The sequence below is a fragment of the [Anoxybacillus] calidus genome (assembly GCF_013760845.1).
Taxonomy (GTDB): domain Bacteria; phylum Bacillota; class Bacilli; order Bacillales; family Anoxybacillaceae; genus Paranoxybacillus; species Paranoxybacillus calidus.
Genome location: NZ_JACDUU010000001.1, coordinates 633,440 through 656,956 on the forward strand (window position 1 = coordinate 633,440; position 23,517 = coordinate 656,956).

Annotated in this window: 27 protein-coding genes; 17 read left to right on the plus strand and 10 right to left on the minus strand. The window is 37.5% G+C overall.

Translation table 11 applies throughout. The features are described from left to right. Nucleotides 1–84 precede the first annotated feature (84 nt). The 12 genes from HNQ85_RS03445 (at nt 85) to HNQ85_RS03500 (ending at nt 7,801) form a co-directional block, all read left to right on the plus strand. Nucleotides 85–1,287 carry a YeeE/YedE family protein gene (locus tag HNQ85_RS03445; protein ID WP_409994113.1) on the plus strand — a complete coding sequence of 401 codons (1,203 nt, stop codon included), beginning with the start codon at nt 85–87 and terminating at the stop codon, nt 1,285–1,287. A gap of 88 nt (nt 1,288–1,375) precedes the next feature. Next, on the plus strand, nt 1,376–2,335 hold the full coding sequence (gene corA, locus HNQ85_RS03450; RefSeq protein ID WP_246326763.1) for a magnesium/cobalt transporter CorA: 960 nt from the start codon (nt 1,376–1,378) through the stop codon (nt 2,333–2,335). A 193-nt stretch (nt 2,336–2,528) separates the two neighbouring features. Continuing rightward, entirely contained in the window at nt 2,529–3,071 is a 543-nt protein-coding gene (locus HNQ85_RS03455) for a peroxiredoxin (RefSeq protein WP_181536205.1), read from the plus strand. A gap of 21 nt (nt 3,072–3,092) precedes the next feature. Beyond that, nucleotides 3,093–3,536 (plus strand): TlpA family protein disulfide reductase, encoded by a 444-nt coding sequence (locus HNQ85_RS03460; RefSeq protein WP_181536207.1) that lies wholly within the window; start codon nt 3,093–3,095, stop codon nt 3,534–3,536. A 177-nt stretch (nt 3,537–3,713) separates the two neighbouring features. Then, complete coding sequence (locus HNQ85_RS03465; protein WP_220129072.1) at nt 3,714–4,442, plus strand: NAD-dependent protein deacylase; 729 nt, start codon at nt 3,714–3,716, stop codon at nt 4,440–4,442. 136 nt (nt 4,443–4,578) lie between these two features. Beyond that, a complete protein-coding gene (locus HNQ85_RS03470; RefSeq protein WP_181536209.1) occupies nt 4,579–4,668 on the plus strand; it encodes a YjcZ family sporulation protein in 90 nt (29 codons plus the stop codon). A 24-nt stretch (nt 4,669–4,692) separates the two neighbouring features. Beyond that, complete coding sequence (locus HNQ85_RS03475) at nt 4,693–4,788, plus strand: YjcZ family sporulation protein (protein WP_181536211.1); 96 nt, start codon at nt 4,693–4,695, stop codon at nt 4,786–4,788. Nucleotides 4,789–5,078: 290 nt separating this feature from the next. Next, nucleotides 5,079–5,231, plus strand: a complete 153-nt coding sequence (locus tag HNQ85_RS03480) for a hypothetical protein (RefSeq protein WP_181536212.1) — start codon at nt 5,079–5,081, stop codon at nt 5,229–5,231. 158 nt (nt 5,232–5,389) lie between these two features. Then, nucleotides 5,390–6,325, plus strand: coding sequence for an EamA family transporter RarD (rarD, locus tag HNQ85_RS03485; RefSeq protein ID WP_181536214.1), 936 nt, complete (start codon nt 5,390–5,392; stop codon nt 6,323–6,325). 216 nt (nt 6,326–6,541) lie between these two features. Continuing rightward, entirely contained in the window at nt 6,542–6,640 is a 99-nt protein-coding gene (locus HNQ85_RS03490; protein WP_181536216.1) for a YjcZ family sporulation protein, read from the plus strand. 110 nt (nt 6,641–6,750) lie between these two features. Next, nucleotides 6,751–6,888: a YjcZ family sporulation protein gene (locus HNQ85_RS03495; protein ID WP_181536218.1), complete on the plus strand. Its 138-nt coding sequence runs from the start codon at nt 6,751–6,753 to the stop codon at nt 6,886–6,888. 154 nt (nt 6,889–7,042) lie between these two features. Further along, on the plus strand, nt 7,043–7,801 hold the full coding sequence (locus HNQ85_RS03500; RefSeq protein ID WP_181536220.1) for a glucose 1-dehydrogenase: 759 nt from the start codon (nt 7,043–7,045) through the stop codon (nt 7,799–7,801). A 162-nt stretch (nt 7,802–7,963) separates the two neighbouring features. Here HNQ85_RS03500 and HNQ85_RS03505 read toward each other — a convergent pair whose 3' ends face one another. The 4 genes from HNQ85_RS03505 to HNQ85_RS03520 all read right to left on the minus strand — a co-directional run bounded on the left by HNQ85_RS03505 (nt 7,964) and on the right by HNQ85_RS03520 (nt 12,724). Beyond that, nucleotides 7,964–9,334: an MATE family efflux transporter gene (locus HNQ85_RS03505; RefSeq protein ID WP_181536222.1), complete on the minus strand. Its 1,371-nt coding sequence runs from the start codon at nt 9,332–9,334 to the stop codon at nt 7,964–7,966. 116 nt (nt 9,335–9,450) lie between these two features. Next, on the minus strand, nt 9,451–10,716 hold the full coding sequence (locus HNQ85_RS03510) for a two-component system sensor histidine kinase NtrB (protein WP_181536224.1): 1,266 nt from the start codon (nt 10,714–10,716) through the stop codon (nt 9,451–9,453). A 74-nt stretch (nt 10,717–10,790) separates the two neighbouring features. Further along, on the minus strand, nt 10,791–11,546 hold the full coding sequence (locus HNQ85_RS03515; protein ID WP_181536226.1) for a TatD family hydrolase: 756 nt from the start codon (nt 11,544–11,546) through the stop codon (nt 10,791–10,793). Then, nucleotides 11,543–12,724, minus strand: a complete 1,182-nt coding sequence (locus HNQ85_RS03520; protein ID WP_181536228.1) for an alanyl-tRNA editing protein — start codon at nt 12,722–12,724, stop codon at nt 11,543–11,545. The genes HNQ85_RS03515 and HNQ85_RS03520 overlap by 4 nt, the downstream gene beginning before the upstream one ends. A gap of 349 nt (nt 12,725–13,073) precedes the next feature. Here HNQ85_RS03520 and HNQ85_RS03525 point away from each other — a divergent pair, with 349 nt between their 5' ends. Next, nucleotides 13,074–14,279, plus strand: coding sequence for an MFS transporter (locus tag HNQ85_RS03525; RefSeq protein ID WP_181536230.1), 1,206 nt, complete (start codon nt 13,074–13,076; stop codon nt 14,277–14,279). A gap of 277 nt (nt 14,280–14,556) precedes the next feature. On the opposite strand, the gene HNQ85_RS03530 is transcribed toward HNQ85_RS03525, so the two are convergent. Continuing rightward, a complete protein-coding gene (locus tag HNQ85_RS03530; RefSeq protein WP_181536232.1) occupies nt 14,557–15,729 on the minus strand; it encodes an MFS transporter in 1,173 nt (390 codons plus the stop codon). A 187-nt stretch (nt 15,730–15,916) separates the two neighbouring features. Here HNQ85_RS03530 and HNQ85_RS03535 point away from each other — a divergent pair, with 187 nt between their 5' ends. Both HNQ85_RS03535 and ilvA read left to right on the plus strand, forming a co-directional pair. Beyond that, entirely contained in the window at nt 15,917–17,137 is a 1,221-nt protein-coding gene (locus HNQ85_RS03535) for an MDR family MFS transporter (RefSeq protein ID WP_220129074.1), read from the plus strand. A gap of 118 nt (nt 17,138–17,255) precedes the next feature. Further along, the gene (gene ilvA / locus HNQ85_RS03540; RefSeq protein WP_181536234.1) at nt 17,256–18,464 is read left to right on the plus strand and encodes a threonine ammonia-lyase; all 1,209 of its coding nucleotides are present in this window, start codon (nt 17,256–17,258) and stop codon (nt 18,462–18,464) included. A gap of 73 nt (nt 18,465–18,537) precedes the next feature. Here the strand turns inward: ilvA and HNQ85_RS03545 are convergent. Both HNQ85_RS03545 and HNQ85_RS03550 read right to left on the minus strand, forming a co-directional pair. Further along, a protein-coding gene (locus HNQ85_RS03545) for an IS3 family transposase (protein WP_181536236.1) occupies nt 18,538–19,724 on the minus strand; the annotation gives its coding sequence in 2 pieces (ribosomal slippage) (nt 18,538–19,427 and nt 19,427–19,724; 1,188 coding nt in all). 134 nt (nt 19,725–19,858) lie between these two features. Beyond that, nucleotides 19,859–20,110: a DUF6154 family protein gene (locus tag HNQ85_RS03550; protein WP_181536238.1), complete on the minus strand. Its 252-nt coding sequence runs from the start codon at nt 20,108–20,110 to the stop codon at nt 19,859–19,861. A 172-nt stretch (nt 20,111–20,282) separates the two neighbouring features. Here HNQ85_RS03550 and HNQ85_RS03555 point away from each other — a divergent pair, with 172 nt between their 5' ends. Beyond that, the gene (locus tag HNQ85_RS03555; RefSeq protein WP_181536509.1) at nt 20,283–21,068 is read left to right on the plus strand and encodes a GNAT family N-acetyltransferase; all 786 of its coding nucleotides are present in this window, start codon (nt 20,283–20,285) and stop codon (nt 21,066–21,068) included. 129 nt (nt 21,069–21,197) lie between these two features. Here the strand turns inward: HNQ85_RS03555 and HNQ85_RS03560 are convergent, their stop codons facing one another. The 3 genes from HNQ85_RS03560 to HNQ85_RS03570 all read right to left on the minus strand — a co-directional run bounded on the left by HNQ85_RS03560 (nt 21,198) and on the right by HNQ85_RS03570 (nt 22,467). Further along, complete coding sequence (locus HNQ85_RS03560; RefSeq protein WP_181536240.1) at nt 21,198–21,338, minus strand: hypothetical protein; 141 nt, start codon at nt 21,336–21,338, stop codon at nt 21,198–21,200. A gap of 26 nt (nt 21,339–21,364) precedes the next feature. Then, nucleotides 21,365–21,607: a DNA alkylation repair protein gene (locus HNQ85_RS03565; RefSeq protein WP_181536241.1), complete on the minus strand. Its 243-nt coding sequence runs from the start codon at nt 21,605–21,607 to the stop codon at nt 21,365–21,367. Nucleotides 21,608–21,930: 323 nt separating this feature from the next. After that, nucleotides 21,931–22,467 (minus strand): NAD(P)H-dependent oxidoreductase, encoded by a 537-nt coding sequence (locus HNQ85_RS03570; RefSeq protein ID WP_181536510.1) that lies wholly within the window; start codon nt 22,465–22,467, stop codon nt 21,931–21,933. A gap of 404 nt (nt 22,468–22,871) precedes the next feature. Between HNQ85_RS03570 and HNQ85_RS03575 the strand changes: the two genes are divergently transcribed. Next, nucleotides 22,872–23,507, plus strand: coding sequence for a TetR/AcrR family transcriptional regulator (locus tag HNQ85_RS03575; RefSeq protein ID WP_181536243.1), 636 nt, complete (start codon nt 22,872–22,874; stop codon nt 23,505–23,507). Nucleotides 23,508–23,517: the final 10 nt, after the last annotated feature.

Here is a 23,517-nt window from a genome sequence, read left to right on the forward strand (position 1 = left end):
TAGAAAAACGATATGTTTTATCGTATATTATATATTATACTAAGGGAAGGAGGAGTCAAGTTGGCAGAGTTAGCAAAAAGTGAAATAAGAATATCAACAAAACAAACAGATGGTAATCCGAGAAACGTAACTCAACTCATTACGACAGTTGCGTTGGCTGTTTTAATGGGGGGAACTTTATTTTTATACGTTCAAGTATCTCTTCAGCAAGCGCTCTTATATATTTTAGGTGGCATTGGCGGATTTGTATTATATCAAGCTCGTTTTGGTTTTACTTCCGCATGGCGAAAATTTATTTTATATCGTCAAGGGGAAGGCATTCGCGCGCAAATGATTATGATGTTAGCAGCAAATCTATTATTTTTACCATTGATTTTAAAAGGCTCGGTATTCGGACATCCTATATCTGGTTATGTTTTTCCTGTTGGTATGTCCGTTCTTATTGGAGCGTTTATTTTCGGCATTGGGATGCAGCTAGGTGATGGATGCGCCTCAGGTACGCTTTACCATATTGGTGGCGGCGATATGAATGGACTTGTAACATTAATCGGTTTTATTGCCGGGTCCGTCATTGCTACGACTCATTTTGATTTTTGGTTAAATGCTCCTCATTTTGCACCGATTTCGCTCATCCAAAGCTTTGGAGTAGGTTTTGGATTTTTGATTCAGTTTGTAATGTTAGCCCTTGTTTACTACGTGACAATCATCATTGAGAAACGCTACCATGGCAAGCTTGTCTCAACGAGCACGGTCAATCATCATGGTTGGAAAGCGATTTATAAAGGTCCATGGTCTCTTGTATGGGGCGGTATTATCCTTGCTGTTGTGAATGCTCTTATATTAATGATTCAAGGAAAACCGTGGGGAATTACATCTGCGTTCGCACTTTGGGGAGCGAAATTTCTGCAATTGATCGGAACCGAACCAGAGCAATGGGAATATTGGCAAGATCCGACGAGAGCCGCTTCGTTAAAAAATCCATTATATGAAGATGTAACAACGGTGATGGATATTAGTCTAATGTTTGGTGCTTTATTAGCTGCTGCATTTGCCGGTCGTTACGCAAAACCGATTCAGTGGAAGCGGCCGACACGTATGACAGTTGGTGCCCTAATCGGCGGTGTGTTAATGGGATATGGAGCACGCCTTTCCTTCGGATGTAACATTGGCGCTTATTTTGACGGAATTGCTTCTTTTAGCTTACACGGTTGGCTTTGGTTTGTAGCCGCTTTTGCGGGCAGTATCATTGGTGTAAAACTGCGCCCGTACTGCGCGTACAAAAATTAACGGTGAAAACGTGATTTTCCTTTGGGGAAATCACGTTTTTTTATTGCAGAAATGAAGAAACTAATACTAAAAATGGAAAGGGATTAAGATGATGCTATGTTATAATGCTAATACAAAACAAATACAGAGGTTGAAAGCGCCGCACTTACCTCAAGATCACGAAGTATGTTGGCTGCATTTTACGGAACAAACAAAAGAAATGCTCCAAGATTTATTGGAGAAGCTTTCTATTCATCCGTTAGCCAAGAAAGCGTTATTAAACGGAAGTGATTTTCCAAAAGTAGATCAATACGAGAAGTGTGCATTTGTTTCCATCTTTATTGTTAATGATCAGTTTCAAAAAACACAACTGCGAATCATTGCTACAGAACGATATGTTATCAGCTTTACAGAGAGGGAAATAGAATTAGCCAAGAAGCTGTTTGTCCATCTCCAACACCACCCCGATCACCTTTCTCATCCGGGATATATCTTATATGAATTTTTAAATTCAGCGGCGATGGAGTATTTAGAGTTGGTCGATTACATCGCCCGTCATATTCAAGCGCTGGAAAAACAAGTCTTTAAAACGCCGTTTGCCAACGAAATTGGTCATCTCGTATTCCGTTGGAAAGTACGACTGCATGAACTGCGGCAAATCGCGGAAGCACAGGAAGAAGTGATGAAAACGATTGGTCATTCCAATTTTCCTTATGTCAATGAAGAAAGTAATCCGTATATTCAAGATGCCATCGCACGGTTTGCTCGGGTAACGTCGGCTCTAGATACGTTCAGAGAGACGTTGACAGGTATTTTCGATTTACAGTTATCGTTAAAATCTGACCATATGAATGTCATTATGAAAACATTGACGTTAGTCAGTGTTGTTTTTATCCCGATGACATTTATCGCCGGGCTTTACGGAATGAACTTTGAAAAAATGCCAGAATTAAAATGGAAATATGGCTATCTCTATGCGTTGCTACTGATGGCGAGCCTAGGGATCGGCATTGCCCTCTACTTTAAGAAAAAAGGATGGTGGGGTGAGCGCAGCAAGCATCAAAAATAAAGTTTTCTAAGAAAGGTTGACTCATTACTAGGGTCAACTTTTTTATTGTCAGATTGGATTGATAATGGTTTGTAAAAAATAAAAAATATTTATTTAAAATAATTATAAAAAAGTATTGAATTTAAATCTCATTTGTTTATAATAAAAAATGTATTAAATAATAATTATTATAATCTAATAGGGGGTTGCTTAAATGCCAGAAAGACTAGTAGGAAAACAAGCACCGCGGTTTGAAATGGAAGCAGTCATGCCGAATAAGGAATTTAAAAAAGTTTCGTTGGAAGAAAACATGAACAACAAGAAGTGGACCATACTATTTTTCTATCCAAATGATTTCACATTTGTTTGCCCAACAGAAATTACTGCATTAAGCGATCGTTATAGCGAGTTTGCAGAATTAGATACAGAAATCATTGGCGTATCGACAGATTCCGTTCATACCCATCTTGCATGGATCAATACCGAACGTAAGAACAATGGTTTAGGGGCGCTAAATTTTCCGCTTGCATCCGATAAAAATATGAAAGTTTCAAAAGATTACGGTGTATTAATAGAAGAAGAGGGGATTGCGCTTCGCGGTTTGTTCATTATTAGTCCAACAGGAGAATTGATGTATTCTGTCGTCAACCATAATAATATTGGCCGAGATGTTGACGAGACGTTACGTGTTTTACAAGCATTACAAACTGGTGGCTTATGCCCAGCCAACTGGAAGCCAGGACAAAAAACAATATAATGATAGGAAGGTGGATATATAATGAAATTACGTGAGGAAATGCCGGAATTAACAGGTGCGACAGAGTGGATTAATGGAGAAGTGACAAAAGCGGATTTATTAGGAAAGCCAACGCTTATTCATTTTTGGTCTGTAAGTTGCTATTTATGTAAAGAAGCGATGCCGGAAGTGAATGAGCTGCGCGATGAATACGATGATGAACTGAATGTCGTAGCCGTCCATATGCCGCGTTCGGAGGACGATTTAGATATTAATGTCATCCGGCAAATGGCGCTAGCTCATGATATTATTCAACCCATTTTTGTTGATAATGAACATAAGCTAACGGATGCATTTGAAAATAAATATGTACCAGCTTATTATGTATTCGATGCCGAAGGGAAACTTCGTCATTTCCAAGCAGGCGGAAGTGGCATGACGATGTTAAGAAAGCGGATTAATCGCGTTTTAGGTAAAGGAGAATAAACGGTTCGGCGATGAAGCTCTGAATAGGAATGTCTTATTCAGAGCTATTTTTTTGTTAAAATATACATGGATAATCGATATAGGCATCAGATAAAAAGAGTGGTCAAAAATCGTTTGCATATATCAGAAAGTCAATCTACATTTATATAGATTGCGTATAAAGAGGAGGATGGCTTTATGAAAGAAACTATTCGAAAGTTGGAAAACTTAATAATTGAAGCGAAACGCATTTGTTTTTTCACCGGAGCCGGAATGAGTACAGAGTCTGGCATTCCTGATTTTCGTTCGAGCAGCGGATTATGGACAAAAAATCAAAGTTTTGTCGATATTGTTTCCCGCTCCTATTTTGAAAAACATCCGATTAAGTTTTGGCAGGCGTTTAAAGAAATTTTTCGCGTCAAACTAATGCAGCAATATGAGCCGAATCAGGGACATGTATTTATAGCAGAATTAGAGAAAAAGGGGAAATTGGTACATATTATTACCCAAAATATTGATGGGCTTCATCAAAGAGCAGGAAGTACAAATGTATACGAGATTCATGGAACGATTCAAACAGCCACTTGTCATACATGCAAGGAAAAATATCATTTGTCTTATATCAATGCTCATGACATTCCGAAATGCGAAAACTGTCACACGATTTTAAAGCCTGATGTTGTTCTTTTTGGTGATGCGATTCATCACTTTGAAGAAGCACTTGATGCTGCGTACCAAAGCGATTTGTTTCTTGTCCTTGGTTCTTCTCTTGAAGTAACTCCAATTAATCAAATCCCGATAATCATCGCAACCGAAACAAATATTCCGACTGTCATCATCAATAAAGACCGCACCCGCTTTGATTATTTATTTGATGTATGTATTCAAGCAAAGATTGGAGAAGTACTTCAGCAGTTGCATATATAAAGATTAACTTTCTGGTTCAATCGCTCACATGGGGAAATTTTGTGGGCGATTTCTTTATAAAAACTAGGTATTTGCCCATTATTTTTTGTGGGTAAATGCATATGTTAGGTTGGAACAGTTAAAGGAGGTGTGCAGGGTGAGCGGCGCTTACGGTGGGAACTTTACGTTAATTATCGTATTGTTTATTTTATTGATTATTGTTGGCTGTGCATGCATCATTCGATAATACAAAATAAGGTGAATAGAGCAGATGGGATATGGGGATGGCCCTTATGGATATGGTTATACATTTGCTTTAATTGTTGTTTTGTTCATTTTAATTATTATATTAGTAGCAGGGACGTAAAAGAAGGCTGTTTAGACGGCCTTTTTTTGTTATGGTTTAGCTTATAGTCAGCGTTCCTGAAATGGACCTTAGTGCGCTTTCTGTAGAAACGGAATAAACTGTTCATGCGTTAACTCATTTTTTTAAAAGAATGATGAAATGAATAGAAAGAGAGAAAAGGTTTTATGATTCTATTTTTTATAAAGTTTTACATACAAAATATCCATTAGTTATTGACATCTTTTTGATTTGTTATACAATAAATATAAATATAATCGTTCTGTTATAATACAATGAGGGTGATGAAAATGATGGATATGGAGAAATGTCAAATTGCATGGGACTTTTTCTTAAAAAGTTGTGAAAAACACGGAATTTCAACAAATTTAAGTTTTTATCAATTTTTGCAATCCGTTACGATGGAACAAATTGAATCGATGGTGCAACATGCAGAAATGATTTAACTGTAAAGGAAGATCTAAAAAAATGAAGATTTCATTATTTGCCGACACATGAAAACACCTGTTTACCAGAAATGGAAACAGGTGTTTTTTCGTGGAGAAAAAAATAAAAAAACTTTATAATGTTATATTGTGACTAACATGAATAGAGGAGACTGAACATGAAAGACTCAATAAACAATGAAAAAGCTGGAGTTTTATATGCGGCACTTGCCTATTTTATGTGGGGAATTTTGCCGTTGTATTGGAAGTTGTTAGATCATATAGCGGCAGGTGAAATTTTGGCACACCGCATTTTCTGGTCATTTGTATTTATGATATTATTGCTTATGTTCAATCGGCAACTCGTATTATTTCGGGAGCAATTACAAATAATAGTTCGAAATCCACAAAAAGCTATTGGTGTGATTGTAGCTGCGTTACTCATTAGTATGAATTGGTTTATTTACATATGGGCTGTGAACCATGAACATGTTGTTGAGGCGAGTCTAGGTTATTACATTAATCCGCTTGTCAGTGTAGTATTAGGTATGGTCGTTTTAAAAGAGCGTCTTAATATTTGGCAGTTGATCTCTTTTATTTTAGCGATAATTGGTGTATTCATTATTACCATTCAGTATGGCAGCTTTCCTTGGATTTCCATCTCACTTGCTGTAAGCTTCGGACTTTACGGTTTAGCGAAAAAAATAGCAACGTTTGATTCGTCCATCGGTTTAACGCTTGAAACAATGGTTGTCACTCCAGTTTCACTACTTTACATTGTTTATGTACAGGCAAAAGGTATCGGCTCCTTTGATGTAACAGATTGGTCTACTCTTTTATTGATGGGAGCTGGTCCGGCAACGGCATTACCGCTATTATATTTTGCTAAGGGAGCAAAACGAATATCACTAACCATGATCGGTTTTTTGCAATATATTGCTCCGACAATCAGTTTATTGCTAGGAATCTTCTTATTTCATGAAACATTTACAAAAATCCATTTCTATTCTTTTAGTTTTATTTGGGCCGCTCTTATTATTTTTTCTTTTTCAAAGACGAAACAAATGGAGTCATTGCATGAGAAATGGATGAATCGAAACTCCCTTCGCATTTAGAGGCTGACCCTAAAGCAAAGTGTCAAACTCCGCAGCACAATATATAGGAGATAAGATGAAGTAAGATAAGCTATATATTGTGGAATACGCGTGAAGTCAGACACTATAGGTCAGCTCTTTTTTTTTATCAACAAACACCCATTTTTGCAAAATCGCCTAACCATTCTATGGTAACTTGAATAGTCTAATATTACAGAAGTGAAGGAGGTGCTTAAGATGGGTGCAGGTTATGGTGGAGGTTTTGCTTTAATCGTTGTATTGTTTATCCTTTTAATTATCGTTGGTTGTGCATGCATTGGTGGTCGATTCTACTAAGTTGAAAAATCTGAGTTTCATCAGTAGGAAACTTTCTTTCTGCTGATGTTACATTCACTAACATTGACTATAAGCTAGGAGTGTTCGAATCGTTTAAGGAGGTGGAATTTATGCCATTTGGTTACGGATATGGATGGGGCGGCTACGGTTATGGTGGACACGGTTATGGCGGATACTTCGGCCACAGTTTTGTGTTAATTGTTGTATTGTTTATCTTACTCATTATTGTTGGCGCCGCCTGGTTCTAGTATAATGAAAAATTGAAAAATTAGCAGGGAGATACGGAAAAAGCCTTATTTGTAAGCGGCTTTTTCCGTTCTTTCTTTTATCGACTTGTGGAAGGAATGATAAAATAGTGGTACATATGAACAAACGATTATTGTATCGAAGGGAGCAGGGAAAGTGAATTTGCAGCTGAATGGAAAAAACGTATTAGTTACAGGTGGATCCAAAGGAATCGGTAAAGCCATCGCAAAGGCCTTTGTAGAAGAAGGAGCTAACGTTGCCATCATCGCCCGTGATTTAGTCCATTTAAAAGAGGCAAAAAAAGAACTCGGAAATATTGTTCTGTATCAAGCGGATTTAACGGAAAAAACGGAACGTGAGAGAGTGTTTCGACAGTTTATTCATGACTTCGGTTCACTGGATATTTTAATAAATAATGCAGGTGGAAGTAACGGAAGTAGTGTAATGGAAACAGATTTGTCGTTATTTTATGAGGCGATGGAACTAAACTATTTTTCCGCTGTACACTTAAGTCAATTAGCTGTTCGGGAAATGAAAAAGAAGCAATCAGGCAGCATTATTAATATCACATCCATTTATGGAAGAGAAAGCGGAGGCAAAGTTACATATAATAACGCGAAAGCAGCATTAATTAGTTTTACAAAAGCGTTAGCAAATGAAGTAGCGCCATATGGTATTCGTGTAAATAGCGTAGCACCGGGAAGCGTTCTGCATCCAACTGGCAATTGGCAGAGACGATTAGAAGAAAATCCAGAAGGAATCCGCAAATTTGTTCAAGAACAAATACCAGCAGGACGATTTGGCACTCCCGAAGAGATTGCAAATGTGGTTGTGTTTCTTGCTTCTAACAAAGCTTCATGGATTGTCGGAGCCACAATGAACGTAGATGGTGGACAATCAAAAATGAATTTTTAGCATAATCCTAAAATTCATCTAAGCAGAAGATGATGAAGAGGCTGAATCTAAACCAAAGTGTCAGGCCCCGAAACCATCTATAGTACATAACGAATGTTAGATGTGAACACTCTATATGATGGATTTCGCGTAAGGTCAGACACTTTGGGTCAGCCCCTTTTATTATGCGGACTTTATGTTGGCGGATTGTCTTGCGAAACGCCGCTGAATAAAGAGCAAACGGGTAAAAAGAAACAATGCCCCGGCTGCTAGTCCGGTAATCAGCCCGATCCAGTAGCCAAATGCATGAGCGGAAGTAAAATTTGCCAGTAAATAACCAAGAGGAAGACCGATAATCCAGTAAGAAACGAAAGACATAAAAAATGTTGAATTGACATCTTTATAACCTCGCAAAGCACCTTGAATCGGGGCAGCTACTGCATCCGACAATTGAAAGAAAATCGCATATAGTAAAAACTGTTTTGCTAATTCAAACACTTCTCTCTCTTGTGTGTACATCGAAGCGACTTCTCCGCGGAAGAAGAATAGAAACAGAGATGTCAAAACCGCCATGAAGACGGCGATGCCAATTCCTAGAAAGCTATATTGTTTCGCATCAACAAAACGTTTCGCACCGACTTCAAAGCCAATGGCAATGGTTAATGTCATTGAGATGCTTAACGGAATCATATAGAGCAGTGAAGCAAAGTTCATCGCACTTTGGTGAGCGGCAATTGTCACAGTATCAAATTCGCTCATCAGCAATGTGACAGCGGCAAAAATGCTCGTTTCAAAAAAGATGGAAAAGCCGATCGGAATCCCAATTTGCAGCAAAGTTTTCCATTCTTTAAAAGAAATAGTATAAAATCGTTTAAATATTTCATAACCAACAAATGGTTTGTTGCGAAGGATAATGAAAATCGCCATTATGCAGCTGCACCAATAGGTAATCGCAGTGGCATATCCTGTACCAACTCCACCTAATTTCGGGAATCCGAATTTACCAAAAATAAACAAATAATTCAAAAAGATATTAATTGGTAAAGAAGCAAGAGTAATCGTCATCGTTACGCGTGTTTGTCCCAGCGCATCGATAAAACAGCGAAATACGTTGTAAACAAATAACGGAACGATTCCCATTGAAAGAGCGGCTAAATAATCATGAGCAACTTGTCGTACGAATGGCTCGAGTTTCATCTGTTGCAAAAGAGGATCGAGAAAAAAACTGCCGCTAATGATGACAATCAATGATATGGTGATCCCAAGATAGACAGCCTGTATAACAGAAAAAGCAATTTCTTTTTTTCGGCCTGCGCCAAGATGTTGGGCAACAATTGGAGTCAACGCAAGTAAAATTCCGCTTAATCCGGTATAAATCGGTACCCATATGCTTGAACCAATTGCAACTCCTGCTAAATCAGAGGAGCTAGCATGTCCTGACATCATAATATCAAAAAAGTTCATTGCAAAAAGTCCAACTTGAGTAATGAGAACAGGAAGTAAAATTCGAATAAATTGCATCGTTTTTCCTTTAAGTGTAGGTGTATATTGCATAGGCGGTTCATCCCTTTATGAAAATATATATAACTATTATTATAGTTTTGGATAAAAATTGTCAAAAATACGAATTAAAATTATGTAAATCATAAGTAAGCAACCCTCCAATGTTTTTATTTGGAGGGCTGTTTTTTTATTACGGGTAACTCGATAATGAAGCATGTCCCATGATTGTTGCTCTCGACTTTCATGCTTCCTTTATGCAATTCGATAATTTTACGGGATAGCGGAAGCCCTAAACCAGTCCCCGTTTCCTTTGTTGAGAAAAACGGGTCAAATATATGATCGACAATTGTTGATGGAATTCCCGGACCATCATCGCAAAACTTAATTTTTACCGTATTATTATGTAATCTACTTGAAATGGAAACGTTCATTGTTTTTGTAACTTTTGCTTCGATTGAATTGCGGAATAAATTTAAGAATACTTGCAACAATTGATTTTTGTCGATTTCCACATCGTAATTGGCTAGTTGTTCATCTAAATCATAATGGACGGTTACATTATGAAGCAAAGCTTCACTTCGTAATAAAATGCCAAGGTCGTCGCGAATAAATTTGTTAATGTGAATTTTCTCCATCTTCAGTTCCCCTGGCTTAGCAATGTTCAAAAAGTCAGTAATGATTTCATTAGCGCGATCTAATTCAGGAATGAGCAGTTTATCGATCAAGTTCACAATGTCATTTGGTAATTTGTCTCTAAAGAATTGCAAATAGCCTCTTACCGTTGTAAGAGGATTGCGGATTTCATGAGCAATACCCGCAGCAATTCGCCCTGCTAACGAAAGTTTTTCCGTTTCTTTAATCATATTTAGTGATTGAAACATACTAATAACCCGTTTAATCGTTCCATCAGGGTTATGAATAATCCGTGTATTAATAATACCGTAATAACGGTCTAATACTTCTTGATTATAAATCGGTTCATTCGTTTCAATTGTTTTTAATGTCATAATTAATTCATCCGGCAATTGTAATAAATCGCGCATATGTTTTCCAATAACAGAATCACGGTCTACTCCCATATCGTTTGCTGCCTGCAAGTTGCATAACGTAATAATTCCGTTACCATCGACAAACACAATATGGTGCGGGACTAAGTCGAGAATTGGCGCCAAAAAGCTTTCGACTTGTTCAAATGGCCAATCGATTTGCGGATCGATTTGAAAATTGAACTCCGATGTCTTTGTTCCATCAGGATGAAATGAATGAATGATGGGGTCAGGATGTTCTCGTCGTTTTTCTATCGAAAGACCTAGTTTATAATCAACGTATTTAAATGGAAAATGTAATTGTTTTAATAAGCCTTTATAAAGTTGCAATTCTTTCTCTAATGCAACATATTTTTCCTTTAGTTGCTCATACGATAGCTGGGTCATATAGCACTACTCCTCATTATAGCAATATATCAATTACATAAAATTTCCTTAAGTAGTATACAACAAAACGTTTGTTACTGGTAGACTTTAAGTGTGTTGGCCAACACTTCTTTTTGAACAATGTCTATGTTTTTTTGATAAGCATTGGCCACATATTTCACAGATTCGAATAGTAATAGCGGTGATGTTTTTATATTGGTAAATGGACCTATAAATGGCCAAGGGCCGTCTGTTTCCAATAATAATTGGTGGAGAGGAATGTACGATAATAATACTTGATCACGCTGGCGATAACATACTTCTGGTGTAACAGAAATATAATAACCAAACTGAATGATTTCCTCGATAACTGATAACGGGGCTTTTAACCAATGAAAATGGGCAGAGCGGATGTTGTATTTTCGTAAAATGGCCAGGGCTAATTCAGCATGTTCATGAACGGCATGAAGCACTAAAGGTAAATCATAAGCTCTTGCTACTTCTGTCACTTTTTCAAGGAATTCAACATAGTTTGCCAAAGAAAGAGAAGATTGTTGAAGAGTATAATACGGTAACCCCACCTCACCAATAGCTGATAGCCGATGTCGCTCTGCTTTTACTAAACTTAACCATTCATTCCAATCGGTCTCATTTGGCAATGCTTGTTCTGGATGAAAACCAATTGCTGCATAGACAAAATGAGGAAACTTAAGCTTTAATTCAAGTGTTCGATAACTAGAACGCAAATCGGTTGAAACAGCGACAACTCCTTTTATTCCCGCTTCTTCCCATTTTTTTATTTCGGTCTCGACATTTGGATATTGATCTAAATGAATATGAGCATCAATCACTTGTTAATCAGCCTTTCGATTTCAGTTTGAAGTGAGACCATAAATGCGGTTAAGTCTGTTGAGTTAGTAAATGTCATTTGCGCCTGTCGTTCGTTGCCTCCGCCTTTTCCGTGAAAATGCGCTTGTTGCTCCTTAAAGAGCTGTCCCATGTGGAAGGTGAATGCTGCGCTTTTTGCTGCGACTAAACGATTCTCAAGCGTCGTTGCCAAGATGACAACTTTATCTTGTTTAGCAGTGATTCGCTGCGCAATCGCCTGCAAATCTTTCAACGTTTTATTTTCATAAACTTGTACGACGAGTGAATGATGATTTCGTATGAGCTTGTCTGCTTCAAAATCGTGCAGTTCGCCTTTTAAATGTTCGAGTTCCTTGAGCAATAATTTGTTTTCTTCTTCAAGTTTTATGATTTTATCAAAAAGTGTTTCTCTGTTTGTTCCAAGATGTTGTGCAATCTTTGTAACGATGTTATGCGCACTGGAATAGTCAGCAAAAGCACGAATGCCGCATTTAAAATGAAGGCGTGTTAGTCCGCGATGTTTTTCTGTTTTCAAAAGTTTAATGATTCCGATTTCTCCCGTTCGGCTGACATGTGTGCCACAGCAAGCGGAAGTATCAACTCCTTCCATTTCAACAACACGAATGGGTTCTTCAATGTCCGGGAATTTACGAAACGGTAAGGAAATAGCCTTTTCTTTTGATATAAAATATGTTTTTACCGGAACGTTGCAGTAGATAAGTTCATTAGCACGTTCCTCAATGGATTTCAACTGTTGCTCAGATAAGTGAGAAATATTTAGATCGATTGTTACTGTTTCTTTTCCAAGATGAAAGCTGACGGTATGAACGTCAAATAATTCAATGCAGACAGCTGATAGTAAATGTTGACCGCTATGTTGTTGTGTGTGGTCGAGCCGGCGGTGCCAATCAATTTGACAGCTGACCGAGCTGTAATCTGGAAGAGCAGGCAGTCTATGATATACTTCGCCATCTTCCTCAAATACATCAATCACTTTGATACCGTCGATCGTACCGGAATCCGACGGTTGTCCTCCACCTTCGGGATAAAAGGCAGTTTCTGCAAGAGTGATAAGATAATCATTATTTTCTTTTTTTATGCTTGTAATGGTCGTTGTCCAATTGACCGTGGAAGGGGAAACATAATAAAGCTTTTTTGTCATTGTTACTACTTCCTTTCTCGAATCATCTCTTTTCATCATATCATACCAATTTTATAGGAAAATTCCTATTTTTATAAATAGAAAATATACCTTAATCGTTTTTGGACAAAAAACACTAGTTCCAATGCGATGATGAGATAACCATTATTTTCAGAGAAAAACAGAGAAGTATCATATGATTATGGGATTTAGCATTTTTTCCGAAAAGCCTTCCTCCTCTAAATGGAGGACAGGTGAGGGAGGTTCATTTAAATGATGCTCTAAATAAGAGCTGAAATTATTTCGTAAACCGAAGTAATGTGGTAAAATAATGCAAAGTAAGTATTACAACGAATGGAGATTAGACAGTATGTGGCGTAATCGAAATGTATGGTTAATATTAATCGGTGAATTTATCGCTGGCTTAGGACTTTGGTTGGGGATTATCGGAAATTTGGAGTTTTTGCAAAATCATGTTCCTTCTGATTTTTTTAAGTCATTGATTTTGTTTACGGGATTGCTCGCGGGTGTGTTAGTTGGACCGCTCGCAGGAAGAGTGATTGATAGCAATAAAAAGAAAACAGTACTTCTTTATTCCGGTTTTGCCCGGATGTTAAGTGTTGTTTTCATGCTACTGGCATTGAAGTATTCTTCTGTGTTATGGATGGTATGTTTTATGGTGGCGATTCAAATATCGGCTGCGTTTTATTTTCCAGCGTTACAGGCAGCTATACCGCTTATTGTTGCAGAAAAAGATTTATTGGCGATGAACGGTATACATATGAATGTAGCTACTATTGCTAGAATACTAGGTACAGCTCTTGGCGGTGCGTTGCTTGTAGTGATGAACTTATATTCTCTATATATTGGTTCAATGGTCGCGTATGCGCTGCTGTTTGTTTCTACTTTTTTCTTAATGATTCAGGAAGAAACATCACAACATAAAAACAATCAGCACTCAAAAGCAAGTTTTAAAGAAATCGTTCCTGTTCTTGAGCAAATTCCAATCGTTAAAATTGCCTTAATTTTAATGATTATACCATATTTGTTTATCGGCGGTTTTAATCTAATGGTCATCAATATAAGTGAACTCCAGCACGACAGTTCGATTAAAGGATTATTGTATGTGACGGAAGGGATTTGTTTTATGATCGGTGCGTTTATCGTAAAGCGTATTTCGATAAATAAAGACTTATTAAAATGGATGTACAGTTTTACTATGATCATCGCCTTAGCGCATTTATCACTTTTTTTTGCTCATATAAAAATCGCTTCAGTTGTTTCATTCGGTCTTTTCGGTCTTGCTGTCGGTTGCTTTTTTCCGATTGTTACGACCATTTTCCAAACGAAAGTATCCAAAGATTTCCACGGGCGGTTTTTCTCGTTTAAAAATATGTTAGATCGCGTCATGTTCCAAATCGTTTTACTAGGAACGGGCTTATTGCTTGATACAATCGGTTTACAATGGATGGTTGTCGTATTTGGCAGCATTTCACTCGTTCTTGTTTTTTATTTCATTATGAAAAACAAAAAAGGGCAGAGCGATTATGTAAGCCGACAAGATACGATTGCTTAAACCTTTGTGAAGGAAAAGGCTGACTCATATGTGTCTGACCTCATACACAATCCAACATATATCGTGTTTTTATCCATTGTTCTGTCCTATATATGGTGGTTGAGGGGGCTGACATTTTGCTTGAGGGTCAGCCTCTTTTTACTGATAATTTTATAAAGTAAAACTATGTTCTAAATGAAAAATAAAACATAGCTAAAATATTCACTAAGGAATAGTGTAAAAATAAAAGGCCAGACCCCTCAACGATGAAAGGAACGGATTTGAGGGAATCAGACCTTTATATCATTGTTATTTTTCCCTTTTTTGCTTGTCGAGAGAAGAGGGAGAATAAGACTAATGCGCCAAATGATAATACTATACCGGACACATACGGCAGCCCAATCATCATTGTAAACAGCCAACCTGCTACAGGTGGGCCGATAATGCGGCCGAGCGAATCAAATGAAGACAAAAGACCTGTAGCGCTTCCTTGTCCAACGGTTGAATGCTTCGTAATCAGTGATGAAAGGCATGGACGAATCACGCCATTTCCGACTCCGAAAATGGATAAATATAAAGCAGCTGTCAAAAAGTCTTTAATCAATAAAATTAATGCAAAGCCGATTGCCGAAACAATAATTCCGCTTTGAATGACTTTTCCTTCGCCGTACTTTTTGATCAGTTTGCCGATTAATCCGCCTTGGACAAATGCCCCTGCCAACCCCATAATCATAAAAATATATCCTAATTCCGTTGACTCAATATTCGCTCGTTTTGCAGCATAATAAGCAAATGTCGCTTCAAGACCAGATAGAGAAAAAGAAATGAAAAACTGCAATATGTACAAAAAAGTAATCGTTCCTCTGAATGCTTTCCAAATCGGTTCGCGCTGCTGCGACTTTTCGGTGCGCATTTCTTTTGGCAGAGATTCTTTTAAAAATAGGAAGACGAACAGTGAAGTAACGAATGAAAGAAAGCTGGCAATAAAGAATGGCGCATTTAAGCTTGTTTTCGAAAAAATACCGCCAATCGCCGGTCCAAAAATAAATCCTAATCCAACTGCTGCACCAATCATCCCCATGCCTTTTCCGCGGTTTTCCGGCGTTGTCACATCAGCTACGTATGCCATTGCTGTCGGCATCGTTGCTGAAGAAAGCAATCCACCTAATATGCGCGCTGCAAAAAGCATCCAAAGTTCAGTGGAAACAGCAAATAAAAAGAACGAAATCGTTAACCCGCTGATTCCAATCAGCAAAATCGGTTTGCGTCCATAACGGTCTGACAGCCGTCCCCATATTGGCGCAAAGATGAGCTGCATAAAGGAATATACAGCCATCAAAAGCCCTAATTGTGTAGGATTTGCCCCGACTTTTTCAGCGAAGAAAGGCAATACAGGAATAATAATCCCAAAACCGGCCATGACGAGAAACATAACAGCGAATAAGAGCGGAAGATAACGTCGCTTTTCCATAAATGACACCTCATTATATGACATTGTTGCCTTTATATCATAATCGAAATGTGTTTATTTTTCAAAAACTGAATCATAATCAGTGCAAAAATTGATTAACTTTGTTTATAATGGAAATTGTTGATAAAAGTCTCAAAAATAGGATTATTCATTATTATCAAAAGATCGGAAAGGAATATTAGAAGCAATGAAACAACTTCATCCTATTAGTGTAAATATCATCATCGGTACTTTATTTTCAAGAATGGCTACGTTTATGACCATTCCCTTTCTTGCAATTTATTTGACGAAAACAAAAGGGATTAGCCCCGTTGAGGCAGGGACTATTATCGGAGTCAGTGCGTTTGTCAGCTTATTTGGTGGCTTTATTGGCGGATATTTGTCTGATTGTTATGGGAGAAAAAGGATTATGTTGACGTCTATCTTTGTTTGGTCGCTTGTGTTTATCGGTTTTGCCACTGCCGAACATGTATTTATGTTTTTTATTCTAAATGCTTTAAACGGGTTGTGCCGTTCTTTTTTTGAACCTTCATCGCGTGCGCTTTTATCAGATATTACAAAACAAGAAAATAAATTGTTTGTTTTCAATTTACGCTATGCCGCGATTAATGTAGGTGCAGCGGTCGGACCTCTTGCAGGATTAAAAATAGGAAGCGCGACATCCACAACTGCGTTTTGGATTACAGCGCTTGTTTATGTTTTATACGGTATATCTTTATTCATCATGTTTCAGCGCATGGGGGATATTGTTTCCTCAGACAAAAGCAGTCATCAAGAGCGGCCAACCTTTATAATGGCATGTCGCATTATTGTTCATGATAAAATCTTGTTGTTTTCACTTATCGGTATGACACTAGGTATTGCTGGCTATTCACAGTTTAGCTCCACAATACCGCAATATTTGTCAAACGCACCATATTTTCAAGACGGTGTCCAGCTATTTTCCTATTTAATTGTTGTTAATGCAATCACTGTTTTAATTGCGCAATATCCCGTTTCACGAATTGGAAAATACTATTCTCCGATTGTTTCCATTCTGCTCGGAACAGTTATGGTCGGCTTAGGATTGTTTTTATTCGGATTATTTCATCATTCATGGATGCTGGTAATGGCAATCATTATTTTTACCATTGGTGAAGTGATGATGTTTACAATGAGTGATTTATTTATTGACCAAATTGCCAAGCCAAACATGAAGGGCATCTACTTTGGAGCAATGGGATTTACAGCAATCGGAAATGCTTTTGGCCCAACGCTGGGTGGACTACTCATTTCTCTTTTCAGTTTTTCTCATGCAAATTATTTATTCGGCTCTTTAGCACTTTTAAGTTTTGCTGGATTTCCATTTCTTCTTTATGTGTCTTCTATTATTAAGGAAGGAAGAAGGAACATGGAGTACAGTTTATAAGATAAACTAGACGAATGTTGTTGCAGCGACTTGATACCATCAGTAATATATCGATATAATGTATCATTGAAAGCGTTTAAACTGCTCAATCTTGTCGAATAGTTAGGTGATTATTCAAATGCTGACATTACAGGATGTTTTGCAAGCTAAAAAACGAATGGAAAAAACGATTCATAAAACTCCATTAGATTATTCGTATACATTTAGTAAAATGTCCGGCAATGATGTGTATATGAAGCTAGAAAATTTGCAAAAAACCGGCTCTTTTAAAGTGCGGGGGTCATTTAATAAAATTATGTCACTAAGCAATGAAGAGCGTGAACGTGGTGTGATTGCCGCTTCAGCTGGAAATCATGCGCAAGGAGTTGCCTACTCGAGCAACATGATTGGTATTCCGTGTACGATCGTTATGCCAAAAGGGGCACCATTAAGTAAAATTGAAGCAACGAAAGGATATGGTGCTGAGGTTATTTTACACGGAGATATTTTTGATGAGTCTCTTGAATTCGCTTTAGACTTACAGCGGAAAAGAGGCGCGACATTTGTTCATCCGTTTGACGACTTAGCGGTTATTGCCGGACAGGGAACGATTGCTTTAGAAATATTAGAACAGCTGCCTGATGTCGATGCCGTTCTTTGTCCGGTTGGTGGAGGTGGGCTTTTAGCCGGGATTGCCTTTACCTTAAAACAACATAACCCGAATATTAAAGTATACGGTGTTGAGTCATCGGCATGTCCAGGCATGACAGCAGCACTTCGCAATAATAAACCAATTGTCATCCAGGCATCTGATACGATTGCGGATGGTATCGCTGTAAAGAGACCAGGAGAAATCACATATCAGATTATTCAGCAATATGTTGATGGAGTCATTTGTGTCGATGAAACAGAGATATCGCGAACAATGCTTTATTTATTGGAGCGTAATAAGCTGTTAGTTGAAGGCTCGGCTGCTTGTTCGTTAGCTGCCGTACTTTATGATCGACTGCCGCTTAAAGGGAAAAAAGTTGTCTCTATATTAAGTGGTGGAAATGTAGACGTCACTCTCATTTCGCGTATTATTGAACGCGGTCTTGTCGAAGCAGGCCGTTACGTCACATTTACAACTGTTATCTCCGATAAACCAGGACAGTTAAATAAATTGCTACGCATCATCGCTGAACTGGAAGCAAATGTTCTTTCGATTCATCATCAGCGCATAGGGACGAAAGTATTACCTGGACAGGCAGAAATATACTTTTCTTTAGAAACAAAAAACCAAGAGCATATCCGTAAAATCCATCAAGTTTTAATAAATGAAGGGTACGTAGTCGATATACTAGGTTAAGCATATGGTAATAGAAAAAGCCCATAGTATTGAACTGGTCTTACCCCTGTCAAGTAGACAGCTATAAAAAAGACTATGCAACCATTGTGTTTCGGTATTCAACTGGAGCACAATGGTTGAGTTTTTTCTGAAATCGTTCATGATTATAAAACCATATGTAGTTGTCAATGGCTTGATAGAGTTCTTGTTCTGTTTTACACTGAGAAAAGTACAACGTTTCTGTTTTGAGGTGCGAAAAGAAGGACTCGATACAAGCGTTATCTAGGCAGTTTCCTTTGCGAGAGTGGCTGCCCATCAGGCCTAGTCCTTCTATTCGTTGGTTGTACTGCTTGGACGTGTACTGGAAGCCCTGATCCGAGTGAAGGATGGCTCCATGCACGTCTCTTTTTTTCGCTAATTCCTCCACTGTGTCCATGACTAGTTTTAAGTCATTCCGATGAGAAACTCTCCAAGCTACAATTTCGTTATTATACAAGTCTTGAATCGACGATAGGTAAAAGAAGCGAGTACCAAAAGGGATATAAGTAATGTCTGTGACATACATACGATTAGGCTCACTTGCTTTAAATTTTCGATTTAATCGATTCGGATGAATCACAGACGGTTCCTTTCCGAAATATCGTCGTTTTTTTCGAATCACGGACTGAATGTTCAACTCTTTCATCAGTCTGTAGACTCGCTTATGATTCACATAGAATCCCTCTTTTCTTAAAACGACTTGCATTCTCGGATAGCCGTAAAAAGGATGAGAACGATGGATCGCCAATAGGTGCTTCTTTAGGATCTGATCTCTTTGTTGCCGTGTCTTTCTCTTACTCTCTGTACTACGCCACTTGTAATAACCAGTACGAGAAACTTCAGCGATTTCTACTAACCAAGTCAATGGATACTGTTGTTTTAGCTCATGGATGATCTCAAATCGGTTTCGTTTTGGAATCCTCCTTCCCCGTGAAGATTGGGATACTGCTTTTTTAGATACTCTACCTGCGCTTTCAAGTAATCCCTTTCTTCCTCAATACTGTTAAATTTCGTTTGGGGACGACCAACCAATGGATTCTTGTTCACGTGTTTTCCGCGTTGATCGCCAAGAGATTCTCCATTACGATACTTTTTCACCCAAACCTTCACTTGAGTACTACTTGGTATTCCCAATTTCTTCGCAACCGCTTGATAGCTCATTCCTCCGTTCTCATACAAATGAATGGCTTGTAACTTGAACTCCTCTGTATACGATTGAAATGTTTGTCCTTTTTTCGCCATGAAAAATCCCCTCCAAGTATAGTGTAACACCCAACGATTAAAAATGGGCTTTTTACACTGTCTACTTAAAGGGGATAATATCAGAACTAGGGCTTTTTCTATTGGTTGATCGGCTGCCGTTTCTTTATCTGTTGCTAATGAAGGACTTGAGTGGAAGGCATTGTTGTATGCCCAATTCCTTCTTCAGTTATTTTCGCTCTCAAACTTTCAATTAAGTAAAGGCCGACCATGCTCTTCAGTTCTTCATCATTCATTTCTTTCACTAAATTTAACAGGTCCTTGCGGCTCAATTCCTCAAGTACAGATATCGCAATCACTTCTGCATCCTCTTCATCGCCTGTCAATCGATCTTTACAATATTCATAAAGTTCATCAACAAACCGCATTTTGTTCCCCCTTGACACTTTATACAATCAGTTTGAACAAAATGGGTTCAATTATACTCGATTAGGAATACAAAAAAGTTATTGCCTGTTATGGTGAATAGTGGTATCTTATTTGAAATAAAAATTTAGAATATTATATAAAACTTTCACGTTGAATTTGGGGGAGTTAAGACTGATTCGGAAATTAACATCACACGATCACGAAACACTATTTTCTTTTTTACAGGAAGAAGCCTCGTTTAATCTTTTTATCATCGGAGACATTGAATCATTTGGCTATAATGAAGATTTTCAGGAAATATGGGGAGAGTTCACCGAGGATGGAACGTTAAAGGCCGTGCTTTTAAGGTATTACGATTCATACATTCCATATGCCCGCTCTCCGTTCAATGTTGATGCTTTTGCGGAAATGATGAAAAGCAAACACGATTCGATTCAATTGTCCGGAAAAACGGAAGTAGTTGCACAATTTGAAAAGGTAAGGGGATTACCATTAGGAAAAAAGAGAGTCATGTATTTTTGTGAATGTACATCAGATACATATGTAGAGGAAGAAACAAACTTCGATATAAAAATAGCAACCATCGAAGACGTCGACCGAATCATCGAATTGCGAAACGGCATCTCCGAGTTTAAGACTACTCCTTCAACACGGAGAATGCTTTTAAAATCTTTTGAAACGAAAACAGGGAGAACATACTATATTGAAGAAAACGGTAAAATGGTATCCAGCGCATCGACGACCGCTGAAAATTCTTTGTCAGCGATGGTTGTTGGAGTTTGTACCGATGAACGTTATCGTCAAAAAGGCTATGCAAGCGCGATTATGCAAAAATTAATAAAAGATCTTATTTCAGAGGGAAAAAGACTATGCTTGTTTTATGATAACCCTAAAGCTGGTAACATTTATAAACGATTAGGCTTTTACGATATTGGTACATGGACGATGTATCGATAACACTTTGTATTCATTAGAAAAACGCAAGCGTCCTGCCAAACTATAAGGCGCGCTGGGGGGGCGTATAGAGGGGGGAGACATCAAAAATAGAGGCTGTCTTATCTTATCATAAGATAGCCTCGTTTGAAGTTATTGACCATCAGCGCCGCTTTGTGTCACGCGTCGAATGTGATCATCTTCAAAACCATTTGCTCTTGCTTTGTTCACCTTATCATCAACGAGTTTCTTTTGATTAACTTCATTTGATGGAGTTTGTTTTTTGTTTGCCATGAGTAAATGCCTCCTTAACTTAATCATTACATTTGATGTTGCGCTCGTTTAATAAACATTTCAGGGGTTTCAATGAGTCCGCAAGCGGCGCATTGAACACGGTAGGCTGGGCCACGGTACGGCATATGAAACGGATCTAGATTTCCGTCAGTATATTCTTGCTCAATTGCGCCTGTTTGAGGGTGTATTTTAACAGCTTTTGGTATTTGTTCAATAATGTTAAAGCGAGTACGGTTCGTCTTGCAGTTGGGACATAACATCGGCTCCATTGGACCACCTCCATTTATATTGTTAGATGGAAAAAGCGGTGATTATACATAAAAATGAAAAAACCTCACATAACAATACTTTTTTACATATTTGTAAAGAAAAACTTTTTGTATAAGTTAGTGATAAATCATATATTCTACAAGCTTGGATGGGAAAGGGAATTTATTGAAAAAGTTGTGTAGTGTTTAGAGATCATTTTACTTCGGTGCGAGTGTTTGAGAAAGCAGGTTTTAGAAGAACTGATCGTGAGCAGAGGATCGTTTATTGGGAAACTGGAAGTACCCAATGAAAATCCCCCGCAAAATACGGGGAATTTTTATTTTTAAATCATTTTGAAATATCCATTCCAATAATTTGCATGGGCAATGGCTCTTTCATCTTTTAATACCTCACCAGGAGCGTTGCCTTTTCCAATTAAATAACCTATGTATTCAAGACCAACGAAATCAAAGATATATTGGAATTGTTGAACCAGCGGCAATCCTTTCATATAAGGGGTGTCTCCACCGCAAATGACAACGAACCCTTTTTTCGTGCCCATCTCTTTTTTGAAATCAAATCGTTTGTCTCTTAAGCTTTGTGACCAACGATCGATAAAATTTTTCATATATCCACTCATACCATACCAATAAAGTGGTGTAGCAAAGATTAGAATGTCGTGTTCAAGTACGGATTGAATAATCTGATCGTAATCATCATCGACTGGGCTAAATCCTTCTTCAGTATGACGCTTATCAATAATTGGTTCAATGACATAATCCCTTAGATGAATATGAGTATGCGAAATATCTTCTAACATGATAGACGTTAATTGTTCTGTATTTCCATCCACTCTTGAACTACCATTAATGACAAGAATTTTACTCATCTCTTCATTCCCCTTTTATTCTTTTTATGTTACTACATAATTATAACACTAATCGAATGTAGTGATGTTAAAAAGATACAACAGATTCTTATCATCATTAATCATGATATAAATGTTAACGAATTATGACTTGTTTTGTTGGCCATATTTAATAAAATGAACCATAGAACATGAGCATAAATTTTTTCAGATGCTACTGTTTTATTAACTGAGTTATCAAGGAACTTACAATAAACAAGGAAAGTATATATTTGACATGATAAACATCCTATATTTTATAATCATCGTAATAAAAGGATGATTATAGAAATTATATACATAAAATTAAATTTTTCGCACAAAAAATGTACTACTTTTCTGAAAAGTGTGTTAATATAAAAGTAAAGGAGATTAATATGGTAGAGAAGCAACTAAAAGAAAGAATTATAGAAACTGCACTAAAACTGTTTGAAAAATATGGTTATCACGGTGTCACCGTTGATCGCATTGTTACTGAATGTAATACTTCAAAAGGTGGATTTTACCACAATTTTAAATCGAAAGATGAGCTCCTTTATCATATCCACGATGTATTTATTACTTACGTACTAAATAAAGCTCAAGAAGCATATGCAAAATATAAAACTCCGACAGAGCGGTTATGCGCAATTATACAATCGTTTGTCAAAGTATTTGACTTATATAAACCCCACATCACGGTCTTTTACCAAGAAAGCACCTATCTAAAACCAGAATATTCCAAAAAAATTAATGAAAAGCGTGAACAATTTAAACAAGTCATTTTCCAAGTCATTCGTGAAGGAATTGAAGCAGGAGAATTTAGGTCTGAACTTCCTGTAGAAATTACCGGGATGTCGATTATCGGGATGGTCAACTGGACGTATAAATGGTATAAGCCAAATGGTTCAATGACCATTGAAGAAATAGCGAAAATTTTTACAGATTTAATTTTACATTCCTTACTTACAGAGAGTGCTAAGCAAAAAGAAGAGATTACGACATTCTTTTTGAAAAACGTCTCTCGTTTTTAAAAAAAATCGT